This is a genomic window from Xanthomonas sontii (assembly GCF_040529055.1).
GTDB classification, from domain to species: domain Bacteria; phylum Pseudomonadota; class Gammaproteobacteria; order Xanthomonadales; family Xanthomonadaceae; genus Xanthomonas_A; species Xanthomonas_A sontii.
In genome coordinates this window covers 1,773,171-1,795,337 of the sequence record NZ_CP132342.1, presented here as the reverse complement: position 1 = coordinate 1,795,337, position 22,167 = coordinate 1,773,171, and the positions used below count along the sequence as shown (strand labels likewise).

At 69.6% G+C, this 22,167-nt stretch carries 22 protein-coding genes; 5 read left to right on the top strand and 17 right to left on the bottom strand.

Annotation, left to right across the window (positions count from 1 at the left end):
• Window positions 1-49 precede the first annotated feature (49 nt).
• From RAB70_RS07615 to RAB70_RS07605, 3 genes are all read right to left on the bottom strand, one after another.
• Window positions 50-766 (bottom strand): expansin EXLX1 family cellulose-binding protein, encoded by a 717-nt coding sequence (locus RAB70_RS07615; protein WP_148827597.1) that lies wholly within the window; start codon window positions 764-766, stop codon window positions 50-52.
• 154 nt (window positions 767-920) lie between these two features.
• A complete protein-coding gene (locus RAB70_RS07610) occupies window positions 921-1,316 on the bottom strand; it encodes a VanZ family protein (RefSeq protein ID WP_148827596.1) in 396 nt (131 codons plus the stop codon).
• The gene (locus RAB70_RS07605; RefSeq protein ID WP_148827595.1) at window positions 1,316-2,500 is read right to left on the bottom strand and encodes a class I SAM-dependent methyltransferase; all 1,185 of its coding nucleotides are present in this window, start codon (window positions 2,498-2,500) and stop codon (window positions 1,316-1,318) included. The genes RAB70_RS07610 and RAB70_RS07605 overlap by 1 nt, the downstream gene beginning before the upstream one ends.
• Before the next feature lie 54 nt (window positions 2,501-2,554).
• Between RAB70_RS07605 and RAB70_RS07600 the strand changes: the two genes are divergently transcribed.
• Window positions 2,555-3,289 (top strand): pteridine reductase, encoded by a 735-nt coding sequence (locus tag RAB70_RS07600; RefSeq protein WP_148827594.1) that lies wholly within the window; start codon window positions 2,555-2,557, stop codon window positions 3,287-3,289.
• 118 nt (window positions 3,290-3,407) lie between these two features.
• Here the strand turns inward: RAB70_RS07600 and folK are convergent, their stop codons facing one another.
• Entirely contained in the window at window positions 3,408-3,932 is a 525-nt protein-coding gene (gene folK / locus RAB70_RS07595; RefSeq protein ID WP_148827593.1) for a 2-amino-4-hydroxy-6-hydroxymethyldihydropteridine diphosphokinase, read from the bottom strand.
• Between the two features lie 96 nt (window positions 3,933-4,028).
• Here folK and RAB70_RS07590 point away from each other — a divergent pair, with 96 nt between their 5' ends.
• Window positions 4,029-4,868: a proteasome-type protease gene (locus RAB70_RS07590; protein ID WP_017911734.1), complete on the top strand. Its 840-nt coding sequence runs from the start codon at window positions 4,029-4,031 to the stop codon at window positions 4,866-4,868.
• Between the two features lie 290 nt (window positions 4,869-5,158).
• Here the strand turns inward: RAB70_RS07590 and RAB70_RS07585 are convergent, their stop codons facing one another.
• From RAB70_RS07585 to RAB70_RS07565, 5 genes are all read right to left on the bottom strand, one after another.
• Complete coding sequence (locus RAB70_RS07585) at window positions 5,159-6,673, bottom strand: hybrid sensor histidine kinase/response regulator (RefSeq protein ID WP_043094740.1); 1,515 nt, start codon at window positions 6,671-6,673, stop codon at window positions 5,159-5,161.
• 6 nt (window positions 6,674-6,679) lie between these two features.
• Window positions 6,680-7,120 (bottom strand): response regulator, encoded by a 441-nt coding sequence (locus RAB70_RS07580; protein WP_010343137.1) that lies wholly within the window; start codon window positions 7,118-7,120, stop codon window positions 6,680-6,682.
• On the bottom strand, window positions 7,117-8,928 hold the full coding sequence (locus RAB70_RS07575) for an ATP-binding protein (RefSeq protein WP_017911733.1): 1,812 nt from the start codon (window positions 8,926-8,928) through the stop codon (window positions 7,117-7,119). Before RAB70_RS07575 ends, RAB70_RS07580 begins: the two co-directional genes overlap by 4 nt.
• A gap of 199 nt (window positions 8,929-9,127) precedes the next feature.
• Window positions 9,128-9,472, bottom strand: a complete 345-nt coding sequence (locus RAB70_RS07570) for a hypothetical protein (protein WP_225851717.1) — start codon at window positions 9,470-9,472, stop codon at window positions 9,128-9,130.
• Window positions 9,473-9,665: 193 nt separating this feature from the next.
• Window positions 9,666-10,082, bottom strand: coding sequence for a BON domain-containing protein (locus RAB70_RS07565; RefSeq protein ID WP_148829916.1), 417 nt, complete (start codon window positions 10,080-10,082; stop codon window positions 9,666-9,668).
• A gap of 144 nt (window positions 10,083-10,226) precedes the next feature.
• Between RAB70_RS07565 and RAB70_RS07560 the strand changes: the two genes are divergently transcribed.
• Entirely contained in the window at window positions 10,227-11,267 is a 1,041-nt protein-coding gene (locus RAB70_RS07560) for an oxidoreductase (protein ID WP_148829915.1), read from the top strand.
• A gap of 10 nt (window positions 11,268-11,277) precedes the next feature.
• Here the strand turns inward: RAB70_RS07560 and gnd are convergent, their stop codons facing one another.
• Both gnd and RAB70_RS07550 read right to left on the bottom strand, forming a co-directional pair.
• The gene (gene gnd / locus RAB70_RS07555) at window positions 11,278-12,222 is read right to left on the bottom strand and encodes a phosphogluconate dehydrogenase (NAD(+)-dependent, decarboxylating) (protein WP_148829914.1); all 945 of its coding nucleotides are present in this window, start codon (window positions 12,220-12,222) and stop codon (window positions 11,278-11,280) included.
• 69 nt (window positions 12,223-12,291) lie between these two features.
• Window positions 12,292-13,602, bottom strand: a complete 1,311-nt coding sequence (locus RAB70_RS07550; protein ID WP_148829913.1) for a hypothetical protein — start codon at window positions 13,600-13,602, stop codon at window positions 12,292-12,294.
• A gap of 184 nt (window positions 13,603-13,786) precedes the next feature.
• Here RAB70_RS07550 and RAB70_RS07545 point away from each other — a divergent pair, with 184 nt between their 5' ends.
• Window positions 13,787-14,677, top strand: coding sequence for a TIGR01777 family oxidoreductase (locus RAB70_RS07545; protein ID WP_148829912.1), 891 nt, complete (start codon window positions 13,787-13,789; stop codon window positions 14,675-14,677).
• 138 nt (window positions 14,678-14,815) lie between these two features.
• Here RAB70_RS07545 and RAB70_RS07540 read toward each other — a convergent pair whose 3' ends face one another.
• The 6 genes from RAB70_RS07540 to RAB70_RS07515 form a co-directional block, all read right to left on the bottom strand.
• Window positions 14,816-15,184 carry a glycine zipper 2TM domain-containing protein gene (locus RAB70_RS07540; protein ID WP_026143726.1) on the bottom strand — a complete coding sequence of 123 codons (369 nt, stop codon included), beginning with the start codon at window positions 15,182-15,184 and terminating at the stop codon, window positions 14,816-14,818.
• 131 nt (window positions 15,185-15,315) lie between these two features.
• Window positions 15,316-16,056, bottom strand: coding sequence for a DUF2242 domain-containing protein (locus RAB70_RS07535; RefSeq protein ID WP_148829911.1), 741 nt, complete (start codon window positions 16,054-16,056; stop codon window positions 15,316-15,318).
• Window positions 16,057-16,180: 124 nt separating this feature from the next.
• Window positions 16,181-17,230 carry a DNA methyltransferase gene (locus tag RAB70_RS07530; RefSeq protein ID WP_148829910.1) on the bottom strand — a complete coding sequence of 350 codons (1,050 nt, stop codon included), beginning with the start codon at window positions 17,228-17,230 and terminating at the stop codon, window positions 16,181-16,183.
• Window positions 17,223-18,329, bottom strand: coding sequence for a hypothetical protein (locus RAB70_RS07525; RefSeq protein ID WP_148829909.1), 1,107 nt, complete (start codon window positions 18,327-18,329; stop codon window positions 17,223-17,225). The genes RAB70_RS07530 and RAB70_RS07525 overlap by 8 nt, the downstream gene beginning before the upstream one ends.
• Window positions 18,330-18,338: 9 nt before the next feature.
• Window positions 18,339-19,763, bottom strand: a complete 1,425-nt coding sequence (locus RAB70_RS07520) for a nicotinate phosphoribosyltransferase (protein ID WP_148830604.1) — start codon at window positions 19,761-19,763, stop codon at window positions 18,339-18,341.
• A gap of 61 nt (window positions 19,764-19,824) precedes the next feature.
• Window positions 19,825-20,880: a bifunctional nicotinamide-nucleotide adenylyltransferase/Nudix hydroxylase gene (locus tag RAB70_RS07515; protein WP_017909091.1), complete on the bottom strand. Its 1,056-nt coding sequence runs from the start codon at window positions 20,878-20,880 to the stop codon at window positions 19,825-19,827.
• Window positions 20,881-21,166: 286 nt separating this feature from the next.
• Here RAB70_RS07515 and RAB70_RS07510 point away from each other — a divergent pair, with 286 nt between their 5' ends.
• Complete coding sequence (locus RAB70_RS07510) at window positions 21,167-22,165, top strand: glycosyl hydrolase 53 family protein (RefSeq protein ID WP_148829907.1); 999 nt, start codon at window positions 21,167-21,169, stop codon at window positions 22,163-22,165.
• Window positions 22,166-22,167: the final 2 nt, after the last annotated feature.

The window sequence follows — 22,167 nt, the reverse complement described above, 5'->3', positions numbered from 1 at the left end:
AGTGGACGCAACGCCGGCGCGCGACCGCCGGCGCATGCACGGGCACGCTTCAGCGCGGGAACTGCACGTGTCCGTCGGCGAAGTACACGCCCTTGTCGCCCTGACTGGGCAGCGCGCCGAGGGTGTCGGTGACCACCTGGCCGCGGATGTCGGTGAGGCGGATCTCCAGCAGTTGCGCGCCCATCTGCTCGCCGACGAAATGGTTGTACGCGGTCTTCGGCAGGCTGACCCAGTCGCCGTTCTTCCTGTATTCGAACTTCACCACCGGATAGCGGTGGTTGCGCACCTGGATCGCCGCCCAGTATTGCGAGCTGCCCTCCTTGATCCGGTACACCACGTTGCCGGTGACCGGTGCGGCCACCACCTGCCAGCGGATCGGGATGCGCCCGGCGCTGGTGTCGCCGATCGCGGCGAAGGCATTGGGCGACAGGTCCAGCCCGCAGTCGGCGCCCTCCGGATACAGGTCGGTGACGTACACGGTGACCGTACCGCGCGGTCCCTGCACCTGCAGGTAGGCACCGGCCAGTGCCGCCTGGACGCCACCATAGTTGAGCTGCGTCGGGTTCAGCGCGGCGATCGTGGCGGTCGGGTCGATGGGATCCAGCAGCAGCGCGCCGCCGGAATAGCCGGAACTGGTGTAGGTGGCGGTGCCGCTGCAGACATCGTTCCAGGCAGCGTTGGCGGGTGCGGCGGCACTGATGGCCAGGCACAGCGCGGCGAACAGGCCGGCGCCGCGCGCGGCACGGGGGGAGTAGCGTGCTTGCATGCGTGTTCTCCTGCACAGGCGCGCGGAGTCGCCGCGCGGCGACCGGACACCTGCCCGGCGCCGGCACTCTAGGCCGCGGTACGCGTGCCGCGCCTTGCGCGCGGCCTGGGATTCCACAACTTGGCCGACGCCGTAGACCGCGCGGTCACGTCGCTCAACGGCGGCTGCCGCGCTCCAGCCGCCACAGCAGATCGCGCCAAGGCGTGGCCGCGGTGGCCATGCCGGCCGCCACGCCCAGGGCGTCGGCCAGGGCATCCAGCGGATCGGCCGAGCGCGTGGTGGTCCAGGCGCCCTGCGCGAATTCGATGCCCACGCCCAGCGCCAGCAGACCCAGCGCGGCCCAGGTCCAGGCGCGCGGCCCGGCATACACTTGCACGGCCGCGGCGGCCAGCACCAGGTAGGCGATGAAGTGCTCGACCTTGTCGGTGTCGGGCAGGTCAGACAACTGCGGCGGGTGCGGCATCAGGCACACGTAGATCAGCACCGCGATGCCCAGCCACCACAGCCCCAGCCACAGCCAGGGCCAGCGGAAGTCGCGCACTGCCGCCATCACAGCCGCCAGGTCAGGTCGCCGGACAGGAACGCCGGCGCCAGCGACACGTCGCGCTCGAAGCCCATCACCTGGAAACGCTCGCCCATCTCGCTGGGCAGGGTCAGCTGCTTCACCTGCTGACGCAGGCGCAGTTGCGCGGCTGCGTCGCTGCGCGCCTCGGCCTCGGCCAGCAGCGCGTCCAGGCCGTTGCCGAGCAGGAAGCTGGCCTGATTGCAGTAACCGGCCAGGTCGAAGCCCGCCCCGGTGCCGGCCTCGGCCAGCGCGGTGAAGTCCACCGACGCGGTCAGGTCCTGCAGGCCCGGCCAGCGGTACGGATCGGCATGCGTGCGATGCCGGTAGAAAGCACGCAAGGTGCCGTCGTCGCGCTCGGGCAGATAGAACTCGCGGCGCGGATAGCCGTAGTCCACGAACAGCATCGCGCCGCTGCGCAGGCCGCCGGCCACCGCCTGGATCCAGTACGGCAACTGCGGCAGCAATTCGGAACGGTAGCCGTCGGCGAACGGCGCCTGCAGATAGCGTTCGATGTGCCGCACCGCCGCCGCCAGCAGCGGATCGGCCGGCTGTTCGCCGCGGCGGAAGCGGCCCTCGCCATCCAGCGTCACGGTTTCCTCGAACACCTCGCCGTCGCGCAGCGCGAAGCGCGGCGTCGGCAGGGCGTCGATCACCTCGTTGGCGAACAGCACGCCGTTCCAGTCGTCGTCGAACGGCCGGTCCAGCCATTCCACCAACTCGAACACCGGCGGGATCAGCGCGCGCGCCAGGCGCTCGCGTTGCCGTTCGCGCAGATCGGCGCTGGGCTCCAGGATCGCATAGCGCTCGGGCAGCGCATCCAGCGCCAGCAGGCGCTTGAGCATGACCTCGGCGAACGCGCCGCTGCCGCCCCCCACTTCCAGCATGCGCGCCTGCGGCCCGAGTTGCTGCAGCACCGGCGCCAACGCATTGGACACGGTGGCGGCGAACAGCGGTCCCAGTTCCGGCGCGGTGACGAAATCGCCCTCTTCGCCGAACTTGCTGCTGCCGGCGCTGTAGTAGCCCAGGCCGGGCGCGTACAGCGCCAGCTCCATGAAGCGCGAGAACGGAATGGCCCCGCCAGCGGCGGCGATCTCGGCGCGCAGATGTGCGGCCAGGCGCTCGCTGTGGGCCAGCGCGGTGGCATCGGGCAAAGGAAGGTCGGTGGGCATGCGCTGCGCGATTGCGTGGACAATGCACAGCATAGCCGAGCATGGAACCCGTACATGACCCAGACCAAAGTCGCCCTGATCACCGGCAGCGCGCGGCGCATCGGCGCCGGCATCGCCCGGCGCCTGCACGCGGCCGGCTATGACGTGGCCCTGCATGCGCACACCTCGCAGGCCGAGCTGCAGGCGCTGGCACAGGAACTGGAATCCCTGCGCGCCGGCAGCACACTGACCCTGCACGCCGACCTGCGCGACACCGCGCAGCTACCCGACCTGGTGGCGCAGTGCGTGGCGCGCTTCGGCCGCCTCGACGCACTGGTCAACAACGCCTCCAACTTCTATCCCACGCCGTTGCACGAGGCCACACCGGCACAATGGGACGACCTGTTCGCGGTCAACGCGCGCGCGCCGCTGTTCCTGGCGCAGGCCGCCGCCTCGCAACTGCGCCAGCACGGCGGCGCGATCGTCAACCTCACCGACCTGCACGCGGAAACGCCGCTGCGCGCGCATCCGCTGTACAGCGCAGCCAAGGCCGCCCTGGCGATGCTGACCCGCTCGCTGGCGCTGGAACTGGCGCCGCAGGTCCGCGTCAACGCCATCGCCCCCGGCGCGATCCTGTGGCCCGACGCCGGCAAGGACGCCGCCGCGCAGCAGGCCCTGCTGGCACGCACCCCGCTGGCACGCACCGGCCAGGTCGAGGAAATCGCCGACACCGTGCGCTGGCTGCTCGACGACGCCAGCTTCGTCACCGGGCAGACCGTGCGGGTGGATGGCGGACGCGGGCTGACTTGAAGGCTGGGAACCGGGAATAGGGAATGGGGAATCGACAAGCGCGCCCTCTTTCCCGCCATTGCTGAGCGCTACGCCAGGCCGCGCCATGACAGCGCGACGATCGGCCCGGCGCCCAGCTCTACCGATTCCCCAATCCCGATTCCCCATTCCCGGCTTCATCAACCAACTCGACCACTTCGAACACCTTCCCATGCTCCGCATGCGCCTGCCATAGCGTGCCCAGGGTTTGGCCGCTGACCGGGTCGACGAAGTCGGCGGCGATGTCCGCCAGCGGCTTGAGCACGAAGGCGTGGCGCAGCTCGGGCCGCGGGATGCGCAGGTGGCCGGGGCCTTCGACGATGCGGTCGCCGTAGAACACCACGTCGATGTCCAGGGTGCGGTCGCTGAAGCGCGGGCCGCTGCGGTCGCGCCCGTGCGCGTCCTCCAGCGCATGCAGCCAGTCGTCCAGCGGCGCCAGCTCCCAGTCGGTCTGCAGCGCCACTGCGTTGTTCAGGAAGGCCGGCCCGTCGAAACCGACCGCCGCGGTGCGATAGGTCGGCGACACCGCGACCGCACCGAACTGCCGGCGCAGCGCCGCGATCGCCGCGGCCAGGTGGTGATGCGGGCGCAGGTTGCTGCCCAGGCTCAGAAGCACGGTGGTCATGCGCTATTCGCGCATGCCGCGACCGCGAGCGTCAACGGCTAGCCAAGCCCGAGCCGCCCCCATAGAATCGGGACGTACCCGGTTTTCGGCAGCGCCATGACATATTGCGTCGGCATCGAAGTGGACGAAGGCCTGGTCTTCGCCGCTGACACCCGCACCAACGCCTCGCTGGACGACGTCCGCGTCCACCGCAAGCTGCATGTGTTCGAGTATCCGGGCCAGGCGGTGTTCGCGCTGATGTCGGCCGGCAACCTGGCGACCACGCAGCTGACCCTTTCGCGCCTGCAGCGCGACGCCGACGATCCGGACGCGCCGCGCAGCCTGCGCACCTTCCGGCACCTGTTCGAGGTCGCCGAATACGTCGGCGACGTGCTGGCCTCCAGCCAGGTCAAGCTGTCCGAGCAATCGCAGCACAGCGGCATCAACGTGCAGTCGACGCTGATCCTGGGCGGGCAGATCGCCGGCGAACGGCCCGGGCTGTACATGATCTATCCGCTCGGCAACGCCATCGCCACCTCGCCGGAAACGCCGTACCTGCAGATCGGCGAATCCAAGTACGGCAAGCCGATCCTGGACCGCATCATCCGCTCGGAGATGCAACTGGAAGACGCCGCGCGCACCGCCCTGGTGTCGCTGGACTCGACCATCCGTTCCAACCTGTCGGTGGGCATGCCGATCGATGTGGCGCTGATCCGCCGCAACGACCTGCGGGTGACCGAGCGCATGCGCCTGGAAGCCGACACCCCCCTGTACGCCGAGATCCACGACACCTGGTCGCGCAAGCTGGAGAACGCCGTGCGCACCCTGCCGCGCTTCCCCTGGGAACCGGCCCTGTCCGCCGACCACGACACCGAATCGCGCGACGCCCTGCCGCCCCTGCCCCCCCGCCGCTCCCCCGCCCGCCGCGACCCGGAAGACCAGTCGGCGCAGCAGTGAAAGGCCGGGATTGGGGAATTGGGAATGGGGAATCGGAACAGCCGGATCGCGGAGCTTGCGCTGAGACATGATGGCCGCTGAGGCGTCAATCCGTTGCCCTTGCGTTCCAAGCTGCACTTATCGGATCCGGTGAGCCTTGCCTCTCTCGGTGACTCCAGATAAACGAGTCACGTCATCGCGCAGCTGGCGCTGGAGATACGGTCGCCATGCAGCAATGAGCATCTGCTTTGGCTTTGGCTTTGGCTTTTGCCTTTCCCATTCCCGATTCCCCCATCCCCATTCCCAGCACCTCAGCCGCTTTCGAGGGCATGCGCCACAGCCCGGAACACGCGCTGCATTTCCAGCGGCTTGCGCAGGACGTGCACGGCGATGTCGGCGGGGAAGTGGTCGCGCTCCAGGGTGGTGCCGGTGTCCTCGAGGACGATCGCCGGGCCCTGGTAGCCCAGGTCCTGCAGCGCCAGCAGCAGGCGTACCGCCGACAGCAGGATGATGTCGCTGTCGACGATCACCAGGTCCGGCAGGCCGTGTTCCTCGACGTCGCGCAGCGCGGCGGCGCCATCGGACGCCAACTGCGGACGGTAGCCCTGGCTGGACAGCGCATTGCCGAGCAGCGACAGGCGCGTGGCCTCGCCGTCGACGAGGAGCACGCGCTGGCCCTTGCCCATCGGCAGCGACGGCTCCGGCTCGAACGACGGCACCGGCGCGCGCAGCGGGATCAGCAATTCGAAGCAGGTGCCCTGGCCCGGCGTGCTGTCCACGCCGATCCGGCCACCGTAGCTCTCGACGATGCGCTTGCACGAGATCAGGCCCAGGCCGGTGCCGTCCGGCTTGGTGGTGAAGAAGGGACTGAACAGCCGCGCCTGGGTCTCCGCATCCATGCCCATGCCGCTGTCGCGGACCAGGATGCGCACCTGCTCGCTGCCGTCGGCACCGATCGCCGGCGCCGCCGAGAAGCTCAGCTGGCCGCCGTCGGGCATGGCCTGGATGGCGTTGAGGCCGAGGTTGAGCAGGCACTGCTGCAGTTCGGTGTAGTTGGCTTCGATCGACAGCGCCGGATCGGCCACGTCCGCCTGCAGCGTCACCCGCTCCGGCAGGCTGCTCTTGAGCAGCATCTGCACCGCCTGGAACAGCTCGGCGATGCGCACCGGCTCGCTGGGCGTGCGCGAGCCGCGCACGAACGACAGCATCGACTCGGCCATCTCGTGGCCGCGCCGGCCGCACTCGGCGATGACGTCGGCCAGGTGCCGCAGTTGCGGATCGTCGCTGCGACCGACGATCAGTTCCGGCACGATCAGCAGCGGCTGCAGGATGTTGCGCAGGTCGTGGCTGAGGCCGGCGGCGAGCAGGGCCAGGCTCTCCAGCCGCTGCGCGCGCATCAGTTCGCGCTCCACCCGCTGCCGCTCGCGCTCGGTGCGGGCCTCGCGGATCGCGCGCGCCACCGCCGACGGCAGGCGGGTCGGGTTGTGCTTGATGATGTAGTCGTTGGCGCCGTCGCGCAGCGCCTCCACCGCGGTCTCCTCGCCGATGGTGCCGGAGACGAAGATGAAGGGCACCGCATTGCCGTCCTCGCGCACCACCCGCAGCGCCTCGTGCCCGGAGAACCCGGGCATGCTCAGGTCCGACAGCACGATGTCCGGGGCGAACTCGCCCAGCGCCTCGCGCAGGGTCGGCTCGCTTTCCACGCGGCGGAAGGTCGCCTCCAGGCCGGCGTCCAGCAACTGGTCGGACAGCAGCTCGGCATCCTCCGGCGAATCCTCGACCATGAGGATCCGGATCGGGCCAAGCCTGGGGCCGGTGGTGGGCATGCGCGCTTACTCTTTGTCCGGCGCCTGGTTGATCAGCGCCCAGAAGGTGCCCAGGGTCTTCACCGCGGTGAAGAACTGGTCCACGTCCACCGGCTTGACCACGTACGCGTTCACGCCCAGGTCCCAGCTGCGGGCCAGGTCGCTTTCCTCGCGCGAGGACGACAGGATCACCACCGGCAGGCGCTTGAGCGACTCCTCGCTGCGCACCAGTTTGAGCACTTCCAGGCCGTCCATGCGCGGCATCTTGATGTCCAGCAGCAGCACCGCCGGCAGGCCTTCCTCGCGGTCGGCATAGGCGCCGCGGCGCAGCAGGTAGTCCATCGCTTCCACGCCGTCCTCGACGTGCACGATGGGATTGGCCAGACGCGCGTCGCGCAACGCATCCACCGCCATTTCGGCATCGGCGGGGCTGTCTTCGGCAAGCAGGATGGTGCGGATGGCGGTCATGCGATGAACTCGGTAGTGGGCGCTTCGGGCGCCGGGGGCAAGACGAAATGGAAGGTGGCGCCCTGGTCGGGGGCGGACTCGGCCCAGATATGGCCGCCATGGCGGGTCAGCACGCGGCGCACGCTGGCTAGGCCGATGCCGGTGCCGGAATACTCGCTGGCCTTGTGCAGGCGCTGGAACACGCCGAACAGCTTGGCCGCATAGGTCATGTCGAAGCCTGCGCCATTGTCGCGCACGCTGAAGTGATGGCTGCCGTCCGGCTGCACCTGGTAGCCGACCTCGATCTGCGCGACCTCGCGCTTGGCGCTGTACTTGACCGCATTGCCGAGCAGGTTCAGCCACAGCTGGCGCATCATGTTTTCGTCGGCGACCAGAATCGGCAACGGCGCGATGCTCCATTCGATGCGATGCCCGCTGTCGCCATGGTCGGACTGGTAGTTGGCGTCGAGCACCGAACGCGTCTCCGCCACCAGCGACTGCATGTCCACCGCCTGCAGGCGCAGCGCACTGCGGCCCAGGCGCGAGTACACCAGCAGGTCGTCGATCAGCGAGGCCATGCGCCGCGCCGAGGTGCCGATCACCTCCAGGTAGTGGCGGCTCTTCTCGTCGGCGCCATCGCCCAGATGGCGAACCAGCTTGTCGGCGAAGCCGGCGACATGGCGCAGCGGCGCGCGCAGGTCGTGCGAGACCGAGTAGCTGAACGCCTCCAGTTCGCGATTGACTTCGGACACCTGCTCGATCTTGCCCTCCAGCTGCCGGTTCAGTTCCTGGATGCGCTGTTGCGCGGTTTTCTGCAGGGTGATGTCGCTGACCGTCATCAAGACCACTTCGTCCTCGCTGTCCGGCAGCGGCATGCGCCGCGCATTCAGCAGCATGGTCCTTGGTACGCCGTCCGCGCCAAGTTGTTCGTGCTCGAAATCCCACAATTCGCGTCCGCGCAGCAGCACGTCGGCCAAGCGCTGCACGATCACCGGATCCTGCCAGACGCCGTCGCCGACGTCGGCGAGCAGCTTCGGCGGATCCGCCAGGTCCATGCCGTACAGTTCGGCGAAGGCGGTGTTGTGCATCAGCATGCGCTGGCCGTTGTCGAGCAGCACGATCGGCTCGCGCACGGTCTGCAGCACCGCCGCGGCGCGGCCGTTGGCGCGCAGCATGTGGCGCTCGGCGTCCAGGCGCCGGCCGATCTGCCGTTGCAACAGCCAGATCACCAGGCCCAGCAACAACAGCTGCACCACCAGCGAGGTCCAGCTCATCATCGAGGCGAGCATGCGGCGCTGCTCGGCGTCGGCGGTCCGCTCGCTCAGCAGTTCGTCCTCGCGCCGCTGCAGCTCGGCGATCAGGCCGCGCACTGGATTGTCGGAGGTCATGTCCTGGATCAGCGCGCGGATCCGCTCCGGATCGCGGGTCTGCGCGATCCGCTCGGCGATCAGGCCGCGTCGCTCCAGCGTGCTCTGCAGGCGGCCGACGCGGATCTGCTGGTCCGGGTTGTCGCGGGTCAACTCGGCCAGGTGCGCCAGCGTCGGCTGCATCGAGTTGCGCGCCTGCTGCAGGCGCGCGGTCAGGATCGGCGACTGCACGCCGTGCGACATCGCCATCGCCGCCGACTCCATGTCGCGCATGTCCGCTTCCATCGCGTTCAAGGTGGCGGTCACTTCCTGGCTGTGGCCGACCCAGTCCGCCGCACGCAGGGTGCTGGCATTCATCTGCCGCAGCAGCAGCGAGGGCAGGATGACGATCAGGACGACGGCCAGCGCCAGCAACGGCAGCCGCCAGCGGTCCCAAGCATCGTGTTTGGCGATGGTCTGCATAGCTGGTGCGTCAAAAGAAGGAACGGCTGCGGCCATCGCGGGCGCGCATTGTCGCCCATCTTCCCCGGCAGCAGATGAATTGTTCAGCGGAAGCGCGACACCCCGATCGCGGTACCTGCAAGGACTCTATCCCAGGCCGCGCGCACGACGACACGGGCGGCCTGCGGCCACCCGCGGGAGTGCCACGCGCGCGCCGCGCTCAGGGCCGGCGCGCCGGGGGCGGAATGGAACCGGCGGTGGCGCCGATCAGGGTCCAGGCCGGCATGCCGGCGCGGACCAGCAGGAAATCGGCGTGGCTGCGCAGGCGCCGGCGCTCGGATTGGCTAAGGCCCTGATCCAGTTCCTGCATCAGCGCGGAGAACGCCGGCCAGAACCCGGTGTCATCGTGAAACGTGGTCAACAGCATGCTCAACTGCGCTTCCAGCCGGCGCACCGCCGGCAGCAGCAGTGACGGCTGCGCGCCATGGCCGGACAACGCGGCGCCCAGCGCCTCGGCAGCCGCGGCCGCGTGCCCCGCAGCCGGGTGGGGTTGGGTCTCCAACATCGCGCGTGATCCGTTGACGAACATGAAGGCATGATGTCTGAGCGGGTGTCAATGCGACGCGAAATGCGATTTCCGTCGCGAATTTGCCCCCCCCCCCCCCAAAAAAAACGCACCCCGCAGGGTGCGTCGCAGACCGGCTGTCGCGGGTGGGGCGCCTCGTCGCATCCCCACCCGCGGCGGCGGATCGCAATGCTTACTTCTTGGCGGCGGCGCTGACCTTCAGGTCGGCCGCATCCACCTTCTTGACCCCGTCGATCTTCTTGGCGACCGCCACGGCCTTGTCCTTCTCGGCCTTGGTCGCGACCGCGCCGGACAGCTTGACCGTCCCGTTGACGGTGTCGACCTTGATCTCGGTGCCCGACACGTTCTTGGTGGCCAGCAGATCGGCCTTCACCTTGGTGGTGATCCAGGTGTCGGTGACCGGCTCCTTGGAGTCGTGGCGAGTCGTGTCATGGGCCATGGTGTCGTGCTGCATCGTGTCCTGCTGGCCCATGGTGCCGTGGTCCTTGGCACTGGTGGCCTGGCCGGCTGCGAACGCCTGGCCCGCGCCCAACGCGAAACCGGCCACCAGGGTGGCGCCAAGCAGGGTGCGTGCATTGATCGTCTTCATCGTGTCTTCCTCCGCTGAATGTGCGCGCAGTCTCCGCCAGGCCGTCGTACAGGCGGCGTGACCGAAGAATCGCCGCAGCGTGAATGCGCAATCCGCCCACGCAGCCCAGGCGATACTGGCGTCCCGCCGCTGCTGCCTGCGCCCATGTCCGACTTCAATCTCGCCCTGCTCGGCTTCGGCTACGTGGGCCGCACCTTCCATGCGCCGCTGATCGCACACACGCCCGGCCTGCACCTGCACACCGTGGTCTCGCGCCAGGCCGAGGCCGTGAACGCGGCCTGGCCGCAGGCGCATGTGGTTGCCGAGGCCGCACAGGCCTTCGCCGATCCGCGGATCGACGCGGTGGTGATCGCCACGCCCAATCAGACCCACGCACCGCTGGCGCTGGCCGCCCTGGCCCAGGGCAAGCACGTGCTGGTGGACAAGCCGTTCACCCTCGACGTGGCCGAAGCGCAGCAGGTGCTGGCCCAGGCCCAGCGCGTCGGCCGCATCGTCAGCGTGTTCCAGAACCGGCGCTGGGACGGCGACTTCCTGGGCGTGCGCGCCCTGCTGGAGGCGGGCACGCTGGGCGAGATCGCCGAGTTCCATTCGCACTTCGACCGCCACCGTCCGCAGGTCGGCGACCGCTGGCGCGAGCACGCACTCCCCGGCTCTGGGCTGTGGTTCGATCTGGGGCCGCATCTGCTCGATCAGGCCCTGCAACTGTTCGGGCCGCCGCAATCGCTGCAGGCCGACCTGGCGCTGCAGCGCCCCGGCGCGCAGACCGTGGATTACGTGCATGCGGTGCTGCGCTATCCGCGGCTGCGGGTGGTGCTGCATGCCGGCTCGCTGGTCGCCGCCAACGGCCTGCGCTTCGCGCTCCACGGCAGCGGCGGCAGCTACGTCAAGCACGGCCTGGATACGCAGGAAGCGCAATTGCGCGCGGGCGTCGCGCCGGGCGCGCCCGGCTGGGGCGAGGATCCCCTGCCCGGCCAATTGCGCCTGGTCGGCGCCGACGGCACGCACGCCGTCCAGACTCTGCCCGCGCCGCGTGGCGATTACCGCGACTGCTATGCGGCCTTTCACGAGGCGATCGCAGGTCGCGCGCCTGCGCCGGTGGATGCGGCGCAGGCGCTGGCGGTAATGCGGCTGCTGGAGGCAGGCGTGCGCAGCGCCGCCTCCGGCTGCAGCGTCACGCTGGACTGAGCGCCCGGCCTCAGGCCGGGCGCGTACCGCCCGGCGCGGGCGCGTCGCCGCCCTCGTGCTTGATCGCATGGCCGCCGAACTGATTGCGCATCGCCGCCAGCAACTTGTCGGCGAACGAATCGTCGTCGCGCGAGCGCAGCCGCTCCAGCAGCGAGAGGGTGATCACCGGCGCCGGCACGTCCAGGTCGATCGCCTCGGCCACGGTCCAGCGGCCCTCGCCGGAGTCCTGGACGAACGGCGCGATGCCGGCCAGGGTCGGATTCTCGCCCAGCGCATCGGCGCACAGGTCCAGCAGCCACGAACGCACCACGCTGCCCTGGCGCCAGACCTCGGCCACCTGGTGCAGATCCAGTGCGAATTCCTGCTTGCGCCCCATCAGCGCGAAGCCCTCGGCATAGGCCTGCATCATCCCGTACTCGATGCCGTTGTGGACCATCTTGGTGAAGTGGCCGGCGCCGCTGGGGCCGACATGTCCCCAGCCGGCATCGGCGGCCGGCGCCAGGGTCGCGAACACGTCGTGCAGGCGCTGCACCGCGGCGGTATCGCCACCGATCATCAGGCTGTAGCCCTCGCGCAGGCCCCACACGCCGCCGCTGGTGCCGCAGTCGACATAGGCGATGCCGTGCGCGGCGAGTTCGCCGGCGCGGCGCATCGAATCCTTGTAGTAGGAATTGCCGCCGTCGATCACCACGTCGCCCTTGCCGAGCAACGGCAGCAACGCGGCCAGGGTGTCATCGACGACCTTGCCGGCCGGCACCATCAGCCACACCGCGCGCGGTGCCGGCAGCGCCGCGATCAGCGCGGCCATGCTGTCGACCGCGTCGACCCCGCGCTGCTGCGCCGCGCTGCGCGCGGCCTCGCCCAGGTCGAAACCGACCACGCGATGCCCGCCGCGCACCAGCCGCTCGGCCATGTTGGCGCCCATCCGGCCCAAGCCTACAAGTCCCAGTTCCATGCGTCGTTCCCGGTTCGAAAAAAGGAGGGTTAGGGTCTCACGAAGCGGCGATGCCGACGTGACGCGCAGCTAAGGCGCCGATGCGGCGGCAGGTGCCGGCGGCGGCGTTTGCGCACAGTCGTGCAGTTGCAGGTCGCGCCAGCGCTGGTACAGCGTGGTGTGCAGGTTGTGCAGGGTCAGCTCGATCGCGAACGGCGTGCGCGGATTGCGATCCAGCAGCCGCACCACGTGATACCCGATCGGCTTGACGCCCTTGGGATGCACGTAGACCGCGAAGCCACGGTAGAACGGATCGTCGAGCAAGGCGTCGAGTTGCGCGAGCACCGCCTGCTGCGCCGGATCGAGGCGTGCGCGCAGCGCCGGGTCGCGCTCATACAGCAGGCGCTCGAAGCGTTCGCGGCCCGGGCCGCGCAGCGCCCGCGCCAGCTCCCAGATGCGGCGGTTCTGGGCGTCGTAGTAAGCGAAGCCGCCGTGCGCACGCAATGCCGTAGCGGCCTCGGCGCTGACCGCGGCGACCACGAAGTTCTCGGCCTGGTTGTTGATGTCGTCCAGGTAGCGGCGCTCGAACACGTGCACGATGTAGCCAGGCGCACCTAGGAAGGCGGCGCGGCCGCGCTGCGCGGTCCTGGCCGCCTTGCCGTCGGCGAAGAACTGGCCGGCATGCGCGCCGAGCAGGATGCTGTCGGTGTCGTGCAGGGTCAGGAAGGTGCCGATCGACAGCTCGTCGGCGCTGAACGCACGATCGAACGCCGCGTCGCCATACAGTTCGCGCTGTGTGGCCAGTTGCGCGATCTGCCGGCCGACACCGCATTCCGAACGCACATGGCCGCTGTAGAACGCCTCGATCGCCTGCGCATTGCTGCCTGCCGGGCGATAGCCGCGGCCGAAGCTGCGGAAGCGCTCCCAGCCTTGTGCGTGCGCGCCGCGCAGGCCGAAGCCGATCCAGCCCAGTTGCAGCGCCGAGAAGCGATAGCCGGGATTGTCCTGCAGGCGTGCGACCGCGCGCGTGGTGGCCGCCCCAAGTTGCAGGAAGTAGCCGCACTGCGTGGCCGGCGTGTCCAGCAAGGCACGCAAGGCCTGCTGCCGTTGCGCGTCGTTCCAGGCCGCGGGCAAGGCCGCCTGCAGATCGCCGTGCGCCTGCGCCTCGGCCAGCGAACCGCGTTCGCAGGGTGCGCCGGCGGCGATCTGCGGCTGCGCCGCGCTGGTCGTGCCGATGCGCCAACCGAGCCGCTCCAGCAGTGCGGCCAGGCAAGCCGCGCTGGCCTGGTCGGCCGGCGCCGGTGCGGCCGTGGCCGCGGCACTGGCCAGCAGCGCGGCCAGCAGCAGCCCGACGCCGCGGCGAAGCCGCGGCGGGCAAGCGAACCTCGATGGTCGGATCATGGAGCGGACATCACGAACAGGAGCTTCCGTTGGCCACGTGGCGGCGGCGCCCGCGCAGCGTGCCGCCTCACCCGTGCAGGCGTCGCGAAACCCACCGCCGCGGCACCGACACCCCCGGCGTTCACTCTTCCGCCATGCCCGGCGCACCTACACTGCGGCTCCCTTGGCGCAAGCGATCCCCTGCATGCACGTGCTCGTTACCGGAGGCACCGGATTCATCGGCCGCGCGCTGTGCCCGGCCCTGCTCGACGCCGGGCACCGGGTCAGCGTGCTGACCCGCGACCCCGCACGCGCGGCGCGCCTGTTGCCGGTGGTGCAGGTGCTGGACGATCTGCAGCGCGCCGCACCGGCCGATGCGGTGATCAATCTCGCCGGCGAACCGCTGACCGAAGGCCGCTGGAGCGCCACCCGCAAGCGTCGCTTCCGCACCTCGCGCATCGGCACCACCCGCGCCCTGCTCGACTGGATGAGCGGACTCGACGCCGCGCAGCGCCCAGGCTGCCTGATCTCCGGCTCGGCGATCGGCTACTACGGCGACCGCGGCGACGAGGTCCTGGACGAAACCAGCACGCCGGGCGACGACTTTGCCGCCCAGCTCTGCCGCGACTGGGAAGCCGAAGCGTTACGCGCGCAGGACCTGGGCGTGCGCACCAGCCTGGTCCGCACCGGCGTGGTGCTGGGCCGCGACGGCGGCGCGCTGGCGCGGATGCTGCTGCCCTTCCGCTTCGGCATGGGCGGGCGCATGGGCGATGGCCGCCAGTGGATGAGCTGGATCCACCGTGACGATCAGGTCGGGTTGCTGCTGTGGCTGCTGCAGCAAGGCGGCGAAGGCGCCTACGACGCCACCGCACCGGCGCCGGCGACCAATGCCACGTTCGCGCAGCAACTCGCCGCCACCCTGCATCGTCCGGCGCTGCTGCCGATGCCGGCGGCGGCATTACGCCTCGGCTTCGGCGAGATGGCCGAGCTGTTGCTGGGCAGCCAGCGCGTGCTGCCGACACGTGCGCAACGCGAGGGTTATGTGTTCCGGTATCCGCAGTTGGACGCGGCACTGCGCGATCTGCTCGCCGATTGAGCCGCCGCGGCGCCGAATCGCGCAACGTCGCAACCGGCACCGCAAAAAAACGCCCCGGCGGAGGCCTCCGCCGGGGCGTGCTGCATCAGGTTGCCGGGTCGGCGTCAGGCACCGACCAACACGATGCGGTCGCGCGACTCAATAACGCTTGCAGACGGTCTCGACCACGCGATTGCCATTGGCCTGCTGACGCTGGCCCTGGATGTAGCGGCCGGTAGCGCCGCCGGCGACCGCGCCACCAACGGTGGCCAGCTTGCGGCCATCGCCCTTGCCGATCTGATTGCCCAGCAGGCCGCCGATCGCCGCACCCGCCAGGGTGCCGCCGATGCGGTCGGGATCGGTGCTGTTCTTGCGCACCGCGACCTTCTTGCAGTGCACACGGGTGCCGTCGCTGAAGCGGCGGCCGGCGTCCTCGGGACCGTAGTGACGCTGCGCCTCGGCCAGCGGCGCGGCGGCCGTGGCGATGGCGAGGACGGAAAGACACAAGGCGGATTTGAGAGTGTTCATGCTGATTGCTCCTGGGTGGCGGAGCCGATGCACAAGCACCGCGCTCTCGACGGGCGCCACCTTCTCACCGGCTTCGCGAATGGTTCGTGAAGCGAAATCGGCCGCATTCAGCTTGTGTAGCAACGCCTGAATCAGTCGGCGCCGCCGGGCTCGCCGCTCGGAGGCGCGGTCGCGACGGGCGGCTGCGCCGCAGTGGCGGCCGCGGGTGCCGGCGGCGGCGTGGGCGCTGCGGCGGGCGGCGGAGTCGGCACCGTCGACGCTGCAGGTACAGGTGCGGGCGCTGCCGGCGCCGGCGCCGGCGCCGTCACCGCCGCGGACGGATGCGCAGACGGCTCCGGTGCCGGCTTGCTCTTGGGCAGGTATTCGCTCATCAGCTGGAAGAAGCGCTTGTAGAAGTCGCCGTCCTGCACCGTGCTGCTGGCCACCCGCACCATCGAATCGTCGCTGCTGCCGATCGGCAGGGACACCGAGCCGAGCACGCCGACGCCGACGCTGGCCGAGGTCGGGCTCTTCTTCAGCGCATAGCGGTCCTGCAAGGCACTGACGAACACCCAGGATTCGTCCTGCCCATGCGCGACGCAGGACACGCGCAGTTCCAGTTGCTCATGCAACTCGTCGCTGGGCTGGAAGTTCTTGGTGCCTTCCACCGCATCGGCGGTGGCCTTGGAGACCACGTAGCCCTGGCTCAGCAGCGCGCGCCGCGCCGATTCGCAGGCCTGCGCCGGCTGCACCGGGTAGTTGCGCGAATAGGTGTTGTCGGAATTGAAGGTCTCTTTCACCAGGCCGTCCTGCTTGCGCGCGAAACAGCCGCTCAGGCCGATCGCGATCAGCGCGAGCGCGGGAATGGCGAGAACCTTGGAGGGAGCGGACATAGGCCGTTGACCGGAGAGAGGGAACCGCGGCAAAGGATAGCCGCAAGCGCGTGGGCGCGGCCTTGACGCCACCGCGGCCGCTCATCCCGCGGTTAGCGAGATGGGCAGGCTGGCCGCCACCGCGTCAGGCGGCGGCGGGTTCCAGCGCCAGGTCCACGCGCAGCAGGCCGCCGTGGCGATCGCGACGTTCGGCGCGCAGGTAATGATGGGCGTCGAGCAGTGCCAGGGTCGGCGGCACCGCCAGCGGCTCGCCCCACAGGCTAAGCAGGAAGCCACGCGCGCGCAGCCAGTCGAGCAGCCGCAGCAGCCCGCCCGGGTCGCGCGGCAGCAACAGATCGACGTCGCCGGGCAGGCGCGGCGCCGCCGCCGGATCCGCCAGCCAGCGCGGATAGCTGCCGTACAGCGCAAAGACGAAACCGTCGGCGTGCAGCGCCTCCAGCAACTGCGCCGTACCCGCCAGGTCGATGCGCTGGCGTCGGTGCTGGAAGATCAGCGCGTACTCGTGGCTGCGGTCGCTGCGGGTGTCGCCGGGCGCCAGCGGCTGCGCGGTCTCGCGTGGGTAGCACAACACGCGCTCTGGACAGGGCGCGAACAGGCTGCCCAGGATCCGCGCCAGGTCCCAGGCCTGCGGCACCGTGGCCTCGCCAAGCTGGACGTTCTCCACCATCGCGATGCAGAAGCCGTCCTCGCGCAGGTGGCGGCGGACTCCATGGAACACCGCGCGCAGGCCGTGCAGGTAGGCGGCGTAGTCGGCACTGGCGTAGAGCTGGTCGGGCCCCGCCGCAGCCGGCCAGGCACAGCCGAAGTACGGCACGTTGGTCAGGCACAGGTCCACCGGCGCGGATGGCGCGTAGTGCGGCAAGCCGCCGTCCAGCACCTCGGCGTGCAGCCCGAGCCGCTGCAGCCGTTCGCGCGCCAGCGCCGCGCGCGCCGCGTCGATCTCCAGGCCGATGCCGTGGCGCCCTTCCAGTTCCGCCGCGAGCAAGGTGCTGCCGAAGCCGCAGAACGGATCCAGCACGCGCTCACCCGGCGCGCTGAAGTGGCGCACGAACGGACGCATCTGCCCGACCCAGCCGCAGTCGCGCGCGCCCAGCGGATCGCGCTGGCGCAGGTCCTCCGGCAGCCGATGTTGCGGCGGATCCGGCTGCGGCGTCCACCAGCTGCGGCTATCCATGCGACGCCCGCCACAGCAGATCGCGGTCCGGCTGCCAGCCGGCGCACAGCCGGCCGTCGGCGAAGAACACCAGCTTGTAGATGTCACCGCTGTCGTGGCGCGCGTGCATCGCCCCGTAGTCGGAGGTCTCGAACACCACCTCCATGCCGTCGGCGGTGGCCAGGCGCAGGTTCCAGAAGTAGTAGCCCTCGGTGATCTGCAGCGGCTGCAATTCGCGCCACCACGGCGCGGCCATGCAGGCGCCGAGCACCTGCTCCACCGCGACCCGCGCCTGCGTCAGATAGCGTGCGGTGCCGCCATCGCGGTAGCCGTCGCCGAGCCGGGAGAATTCGCGGAAGATCACCGTGCGCGCCCCGCAGGCGCGCGCCCAGTCCAGGTAGGCCGCGACGCCGTCGGCATCGGCGATGCCGCCGTGCTGCAGGATGCACACCAGGCGCAACGGCAGCGCTTCGGCGATGCGTTGCGCAGTGGCGACGAACACCTCCGCATCGGCGATCGCCTCGCCGGGGCGGAAACGCATGATCGCATCGTTCTGCGCCTGCTGCGGATGGTGCCGCGACAGCTCGATCCACGACAGACCGAAGCACTGCAACGCCTGCAGCAAGACCTCGCCGTGGCCGCGGGCGAAACCAGCGCCGTTGCTGTACAGCACCCGCTGTTCGACCAGCAGGCCCTCGCGCTCGGCCGCACCCAGGGTCTGCAGCAACTCCACGAACCAGTGTTCGTCGTCGGTCATCTCCAGCCCCGACAGCGAATGCGACAGCGGCAGTCCGCGCAACTGCGCCAATGCCTGACGCAGTTGCGCGAAGTAGTCCGGCGGCGGCCGCAGGCTGGCCGCGGCGGTGCCGCCGGCCTGCGGCCGCAGGGTCTCCGAGCAGAAACGGCAGCGCGCCGAACATGGCCGCACCGACGCGTAAGGGGTGAAGGTCACCGGCTGCGCGACGCGGTAGTCGCGTGCGCCGATGCGCTGCTGGCGCCAGCGCGACGCATCGGCAACGGCCGGCACCCGCCATTCCAGGTGCGGGGTGCTGGCGCGCAGCGCGGCGAACAGCGGCGAGCCGCCGCTCAACGGCGGCTGACTCGACTGGGACGCATGCATGACCGCCTCCTACAGGCGCGCCGCGTTCGCGCGCTCGCGCACCTCGGCGAAGGTCCAGTCGTGCAGCAGGCGGCCGTTCTCCCACACGGTGACCATCGCATCGTCGTAGCCGGCCGGACCGGCCACCGCCTCGGCAGAGACGGCATCGGCCGCCACCGGCCCGGTGCGGTAGCTGCCGTACTCGCGGTGCCGCAGCAGGCGCATGCGCCCGCGCTTGCTGAGCTTGCCCTTGTCGGTGACCGGATCCTTGTACACGTCGATCCAGCGGCCATCGACGCGCGCGGCCGAGCACTTCAACGCGAACTTCTGGGTATCGCGGTCGAGCCGTTGCAGCAACGCGCCGCCCATGCCGAAGGCCAGATTGTCGGCGGCGTAGCCGGCACTGGTGATGCGCTCCAGGATCGCGCGGATGCTGGTCGGGTTGACCCCGTCGCCCTGGATCACCCGCACGTGGTTGAGCACCTTGTAGCCCTTGCCGTTGACGCTATGGCCGAAGGCCTCGTCGAGCAGTTCCAGGCACTGGTGCACCACCGCCACCGGATCGCCGGAGTCCGGGCGGATCACCACGGTAGCGCCGGAGGCGATCACCTCCTCGCGCAGCGTGGTGCCCCAGTGCTCGCGGATCGCGTGGAAGATGTCGTAGCTGTCCGACACCACCGCGACCACGCCGCCGGGCTTGCCGAACTGCTTGAGCATGTTGCGGTACGCATCGACCTCGCGCTCGCGGCCCCAACTGGTGATGGTGCTGTGCTCGGCGGCGGGGATCGAATAGCCGGCCATCGGCTCGTGGTAGTGCGCGCGCGCCAGCAACAGCCCGGACACGGTGTCGGTGCCGAGGAAGTTGACCAGGTGCGCCGCGCCGCCGATCGCCGCCGATTCCAGGCTGGACACACCGCGCGCGCCGAAGTCGTGCAGCTTGAACGGCAACTGCCCGTCCGGATCGTCGCTGGTGCGCTCCAGGAACTGGCGCAGGGTCTGCTTGGCGTGCCAGCTCACCGTGGCCACGGTCACCGGATACCAGATGCGCAGCAGCAGCGTCTCCAGGTACGAAGGCACCCAGTAGGCCTGCGCGTCGGTGGACTCGATGGTCATCAGCGCATTGTGGGTCGGCACCACACTGCCCTCGGGCACGGCGCGGATGCGGATCGGCAACTGGCCGCCGAGGCGGTCGACGATGTCGCGCCAGCCCGCTTCGTTGAACGGCTCGCCGTGCGCGGCGAACAGGTCGCGCGCCTCGTCGATGTCGGCATGGGTGACGGGGCGGCCCAGCGCCTCCTTGAGGATCGACTGCAGACCGAAGAACACGGTGCGGTCGTAGACGCCGCCGCGCGATTCCACGTAGAAGAACGTGGCGTCGGTGCCGGGCGGGTACTGCAGCCAGTGGCTGGCCTTGTAGCTGTCGGTGTTGAGCAGCAGGTTGTTCAGGCATTGCATGACGGAAGCTCCTTCGCGTCTGGGAAAGCCGGCGGTCTGTCCGCCGGCCGGGAAGGCCGCGTCAGCCGCGGCCGAGGAAGAATTCGAGCAGGTGCAGATGGTCTTCGAACAGTTTCGGACCCATGCCCAGCACTTCGCTGACCGGCACCCAGCGCGCCTTGTCGGCGTCGTCGCCGCCGCGCACCTCGGGCAGTTCGCCGAACACGAACTCGAAGTGGAAGGCGTGGGTGATGGTGCGCCCGCGCAGGCTGCGCTCGGGGTGGTCGAACACGTGGCGGTTCTTCAGCGAGCCCTTGAGCACCGGCACCGGAATCTTCAGCCGGGTCTCCTCGCGCAGTTCGCGCAGGCAGGCGTCGAGGATGCTCTCGTGCTGGCCGACGAAGCCGCCGGGCAGCGCCCACAGGCCCTTGCCCGGCGCCGCGCGGCGGCGCACCAGCAGCACGTGCCCGGAATGCACCACTACCGCATCGGCGGTGACGAAGGTCGGCGGATACGGCGCCTCCTTCCAGGCGGCGCGGTACTGCTCGATGAACTGGTACTCGGCGAGCAGTTCGGCATACGAGGGCGAGTTCTTGCGGAACGCCTCGAGCATGTCGAACACCGGCGTCGGCACGTTGCCGCGCAGCATCAGCAGCGCGCCGTGGAAATCGATGCTGCCGGCCTCGAACAGGTAACGGCGCAGCTCGGTCGCCGACAGCGTCTCGGTGTGCTGCACGTCGACCAGCGGCCACTGCGGGAATTCGCGCAGGTAATAGCTGCTGGCGTCCTTGTCCATGCCGATCAGGCCGATCCGCGCCTCGGCGCTGCCGCCGTCGCTGCGCACCGCCTCGGCCACCGTGGACTGCACCGCGGCGATCCACTGGCTTTCGTTGTACAGATGGTCGCGCAACGGCCGCAGGATCAAGCGCTCGCCGGCGCCTTCCAGCGCGGCCTGGATCATCACGCTGCGCTCAGCAACGGTCCAGGGATTGCGGATGGTACGAGGGGTCTCGGCCGAGCCGATCAGGAAGATGAGTTTCTGACCACGTGCGAGGGCGTGGCGGGCAACGGCGGCGTGGCCGTTGTGGAAGGGCTCGAAGCGCCCGATGAACACCAGATAGTCGAACTCCATGAGCATCCCTCACGGTTGGGTGGATCGCCGCGGGTCTGTCCCTTGGCGTGAGCGGAATGCTACGCCGATGCCGCATCGCGTCAAGTGACGTACCGCGCAGATTCATCGGCCATCCAGACAGCGCTTGCGGACGTCGCGACAGCACCGCTGCAGTGCAGCGCGCGTCGCCGTGACGATCGCGCTAGCCTCGTGCGCGCCGCGGCCGCGGGGGGACGGCCCGGCACGTCGCTGCGCCCACTCCTCGGGGCCGCATGACGCCCCCCTTCCCTCCTCCCATCATCGCGAGAATCGCATGAACCGATCGAGCAAGCGCGTGTCCGCCTGGCTGCTGGTGTTGTTGCTCGCCTGTCTGTGTGCGCCGGCCATGGCGCAGACCTTCGCCAAGGGTGCCGATGTCAGTTGGATCGATCAGCAGGAGAGCAGCGGTCGCGTATTCCGCAACGCCTCCGGCGCCACCACCGATTTCTTCGCGCTGCTCAAGGGCACCGGGGTCAACGCGATCCGGCTGCGCGTGTGGGTCAATCCGCAGGGCGGCTGGAACGACGGTGCCGACACGTTGAACATGGCCAAGCGCGCGAAGGCGCAGGGCATGCGCATCATGATCGACTTCCACTACAGCGACAGCTGGGCCGATCCCGGCAAGCAGACCAAGCCGGCGGCTTGGAACAACCACGACTTCGCGACCCTGGTGAAGGACGTGTATGCGCACACCAGCGGCATCCTGTCCTATCTCAAGTCCAACGGCATCGACGTGAGCTGGGTGCAGGTGGGCAACGAGATCAACAGCGGCATGCTGTGGCCGGACGGCAAGACGCCCAACTTCGGCAACCTCGCGCAACTGATCAACAGCGGCTACAACGCCAGCAAGTTGGTCTATCCCAACGCCAAGGTGATCGTGCACCTGGCCAACGGCCACGACAACGCGACCTTCCGCTGGTTCTTCGACAGCCTCAAGTCGGCCGGCGGCAAGTGGGACGTGATCGGCATGTCGCACTACCCGTCCCCCAATGCCTGGCAGAGCGCCAACACCCAGATCGCCAGCAACATGCAGGACATGGTGGCGCGCTACGGGTCGGACGTGATCGTCAGCGAGGTCGGCATGGACTGGCAGCAGGCCGCGACCACCCGCGCGATGTTGGCCGATCTGCTGAGCAAGACCCGCGCACTCGGCAGCCGCGGCCTGGGCGTGTTCTATTGGGAACCCGACGCGTATCCGGGCTGGCAGGGCTACACGATGGGCGCGGTCGACAACAACGGGAAACTGACCCAGGCGCTGTCGGCGTTCAACTGAGC

Excerpts from the sequence above, each read along its gene's own strand:
- RAB70_RS07525 (WP_148829909.1), bottom strand. The coding sequence starts at position 18,329 with ATGCATGCGTCCCAGTCGAGTCAGCCGCCGTTGAGCGGCGGCTCGCCG.
- RAB70_RS07590 (WP_017911734.1), top strand. The coding sequence starts at position 4,029 with ATGACATATTGCGTCGGCATCGAAGTGGACGAAGGCCTGGTCTTCGCC.
- RAB70_RS07530 (WP_148829910.1), bottom strand. The coding sequence starts at position 17,230 with ATGGATAGCCGCAGCTGGTGGACGCCGCAGCCGGATCCGCCGCAACAT.
- RAB70_RS07520 (WP_148830604.1), bottom strand. The coding sequence starts at position 19,763 with ATGCAATGCCTGAACAACCTGCTGCTCAACACCGACAGCTACAAGGCC.
- RAB70_RS07610 (WP_148827596.1), bottom strand. The coding sequence starts at position 1,316 with ATGGCGGCAGTGCGCGACTTCCGCTGGCCCTGGCTGTGGCTGGGGCTG.
- RAB70_RS07565 (WP_148829916.1), bottom strand. The coding sequence starts at position 10,082 with ATGAAGACGATCAATGCACGCACCCTGCTTGGCGCCACCCTGGTGGCC.
- RAB70_RS07600 (WP_148827594.1), top strand. The coding sequence starts at position 2,555 with ATGACCCAGACCAAAGTCGCCCTGATCACCGGCAGCGCGCGGCGCATC.
- RAB70_RS07570 (WP_225851717.1), bottom strand. The coding sequence starts at position 9,472 with ATGTTGGAGACCCAACCCCACCCGGCTGCGGGGCACGCGGCCGCGGCT.
- RAB70_RS07510 (WP_148829907.1), top strand. The coding sequence starts at position 21,167 with ATGAACCGATCGAGCAAGCGCGTGTCCGCCTGGCTGCTGGTGTTGTTG.
- RAB70_RS07515 (WP_017909091.1), bottom strand. The coding sequence starts at position 20,880 with ATGCTCATGGAGTTCGACTATCTGGTGTTCATCGGGCGCTTCGAGCCC.
- RAB70_RS07535 (WP_148829911.1), bottom strand. The coding sequence starts at position 16,056 with ATGTCCGCTCCCTCCAAGGTTCTCGCCATTCCCGCGCTCGCGCTGATC.
- RAB70_RS07560 (WP_148829915.1), top strand. The coding sequence starts at position 10,227 with ATGTCCGACTTCAATCTCGCCCTGCTCGGCTTCGGCTACGTGGGCCGC.
- RAB70_RS07585 (WP_043094740.1), bottom strand. The coding sequence starts at position 6,673 with ATGCCCACCACCGGCCCCAGGCTTGGCCCGATCCGGATCCTCATGGTC.
- RAB70_RS07550 (WP_148829913.1), bottom strand. The coding sequence starts at position 13,602 with ATGATCCGACCATCGAGGTTCGCTTGCCCGCCGCGGCTTCGCCGCGGC.
- RAB70_RS07545 (WP_148829912.1), top strand. The coding sequence starts at position 13,787 with ATGCACGTGCTCGTTACCGGAGGCACCGGATTCATCGGCCGCGCGCTG.
- RAB70_RS07580 (WP_010343137.1), bottom strand. The coding sequence starts at position 7,120 with ATGACCGCCATCCGCACCATCCTGCTTGCCGAAGACAGCCCCGCCGAT.
- folK (WP_148827593.1), bottom strand. The coding sequence starts at position 3,932 with ATGACCACCGTGCTTCTGAGCCTGGGCAGCAACCTGCGCCCGCATCAC.
- RAB70_RS07615 (WP_148827597.1), bottom strand. The coding sequence starts at position 766 with ATGCAAGCACGCTACTCCCCCCGTGCCGCGCGCGGCGCCGGCCTGTTC.
- RAB70_RS07605 (WP_148827595.1), bottom strand. The coding sequence starts at position 2,500 with ATGCCCACCGACCTTCCTTTGCCCGATGCCACCGCGCTGGCCCACAGC.
- gnd (WP_148829914.1), bottom strand. The coding sequence starts at position 12,222 with ATGGAACTGGGACTTGTAGGCTTGGGCCGGATGGGCGCCAACATGGCC.
- RAB70_RS07540 (WP_026143726.1), bottom strand. The coding sequence starts at position 15,184 with ATGAACACTCTCAAATCCGCCTTGTGTCTTTCCGTCCTCGCCATCGCC.
- RAB70_RS07575 (WP_017911733.1), bottom strand. The coding sequence starts at position 8,928 with ATGCAGACCATCGCCAAACACGATGCTTGGGACCGCTGGCGGCTGCCG.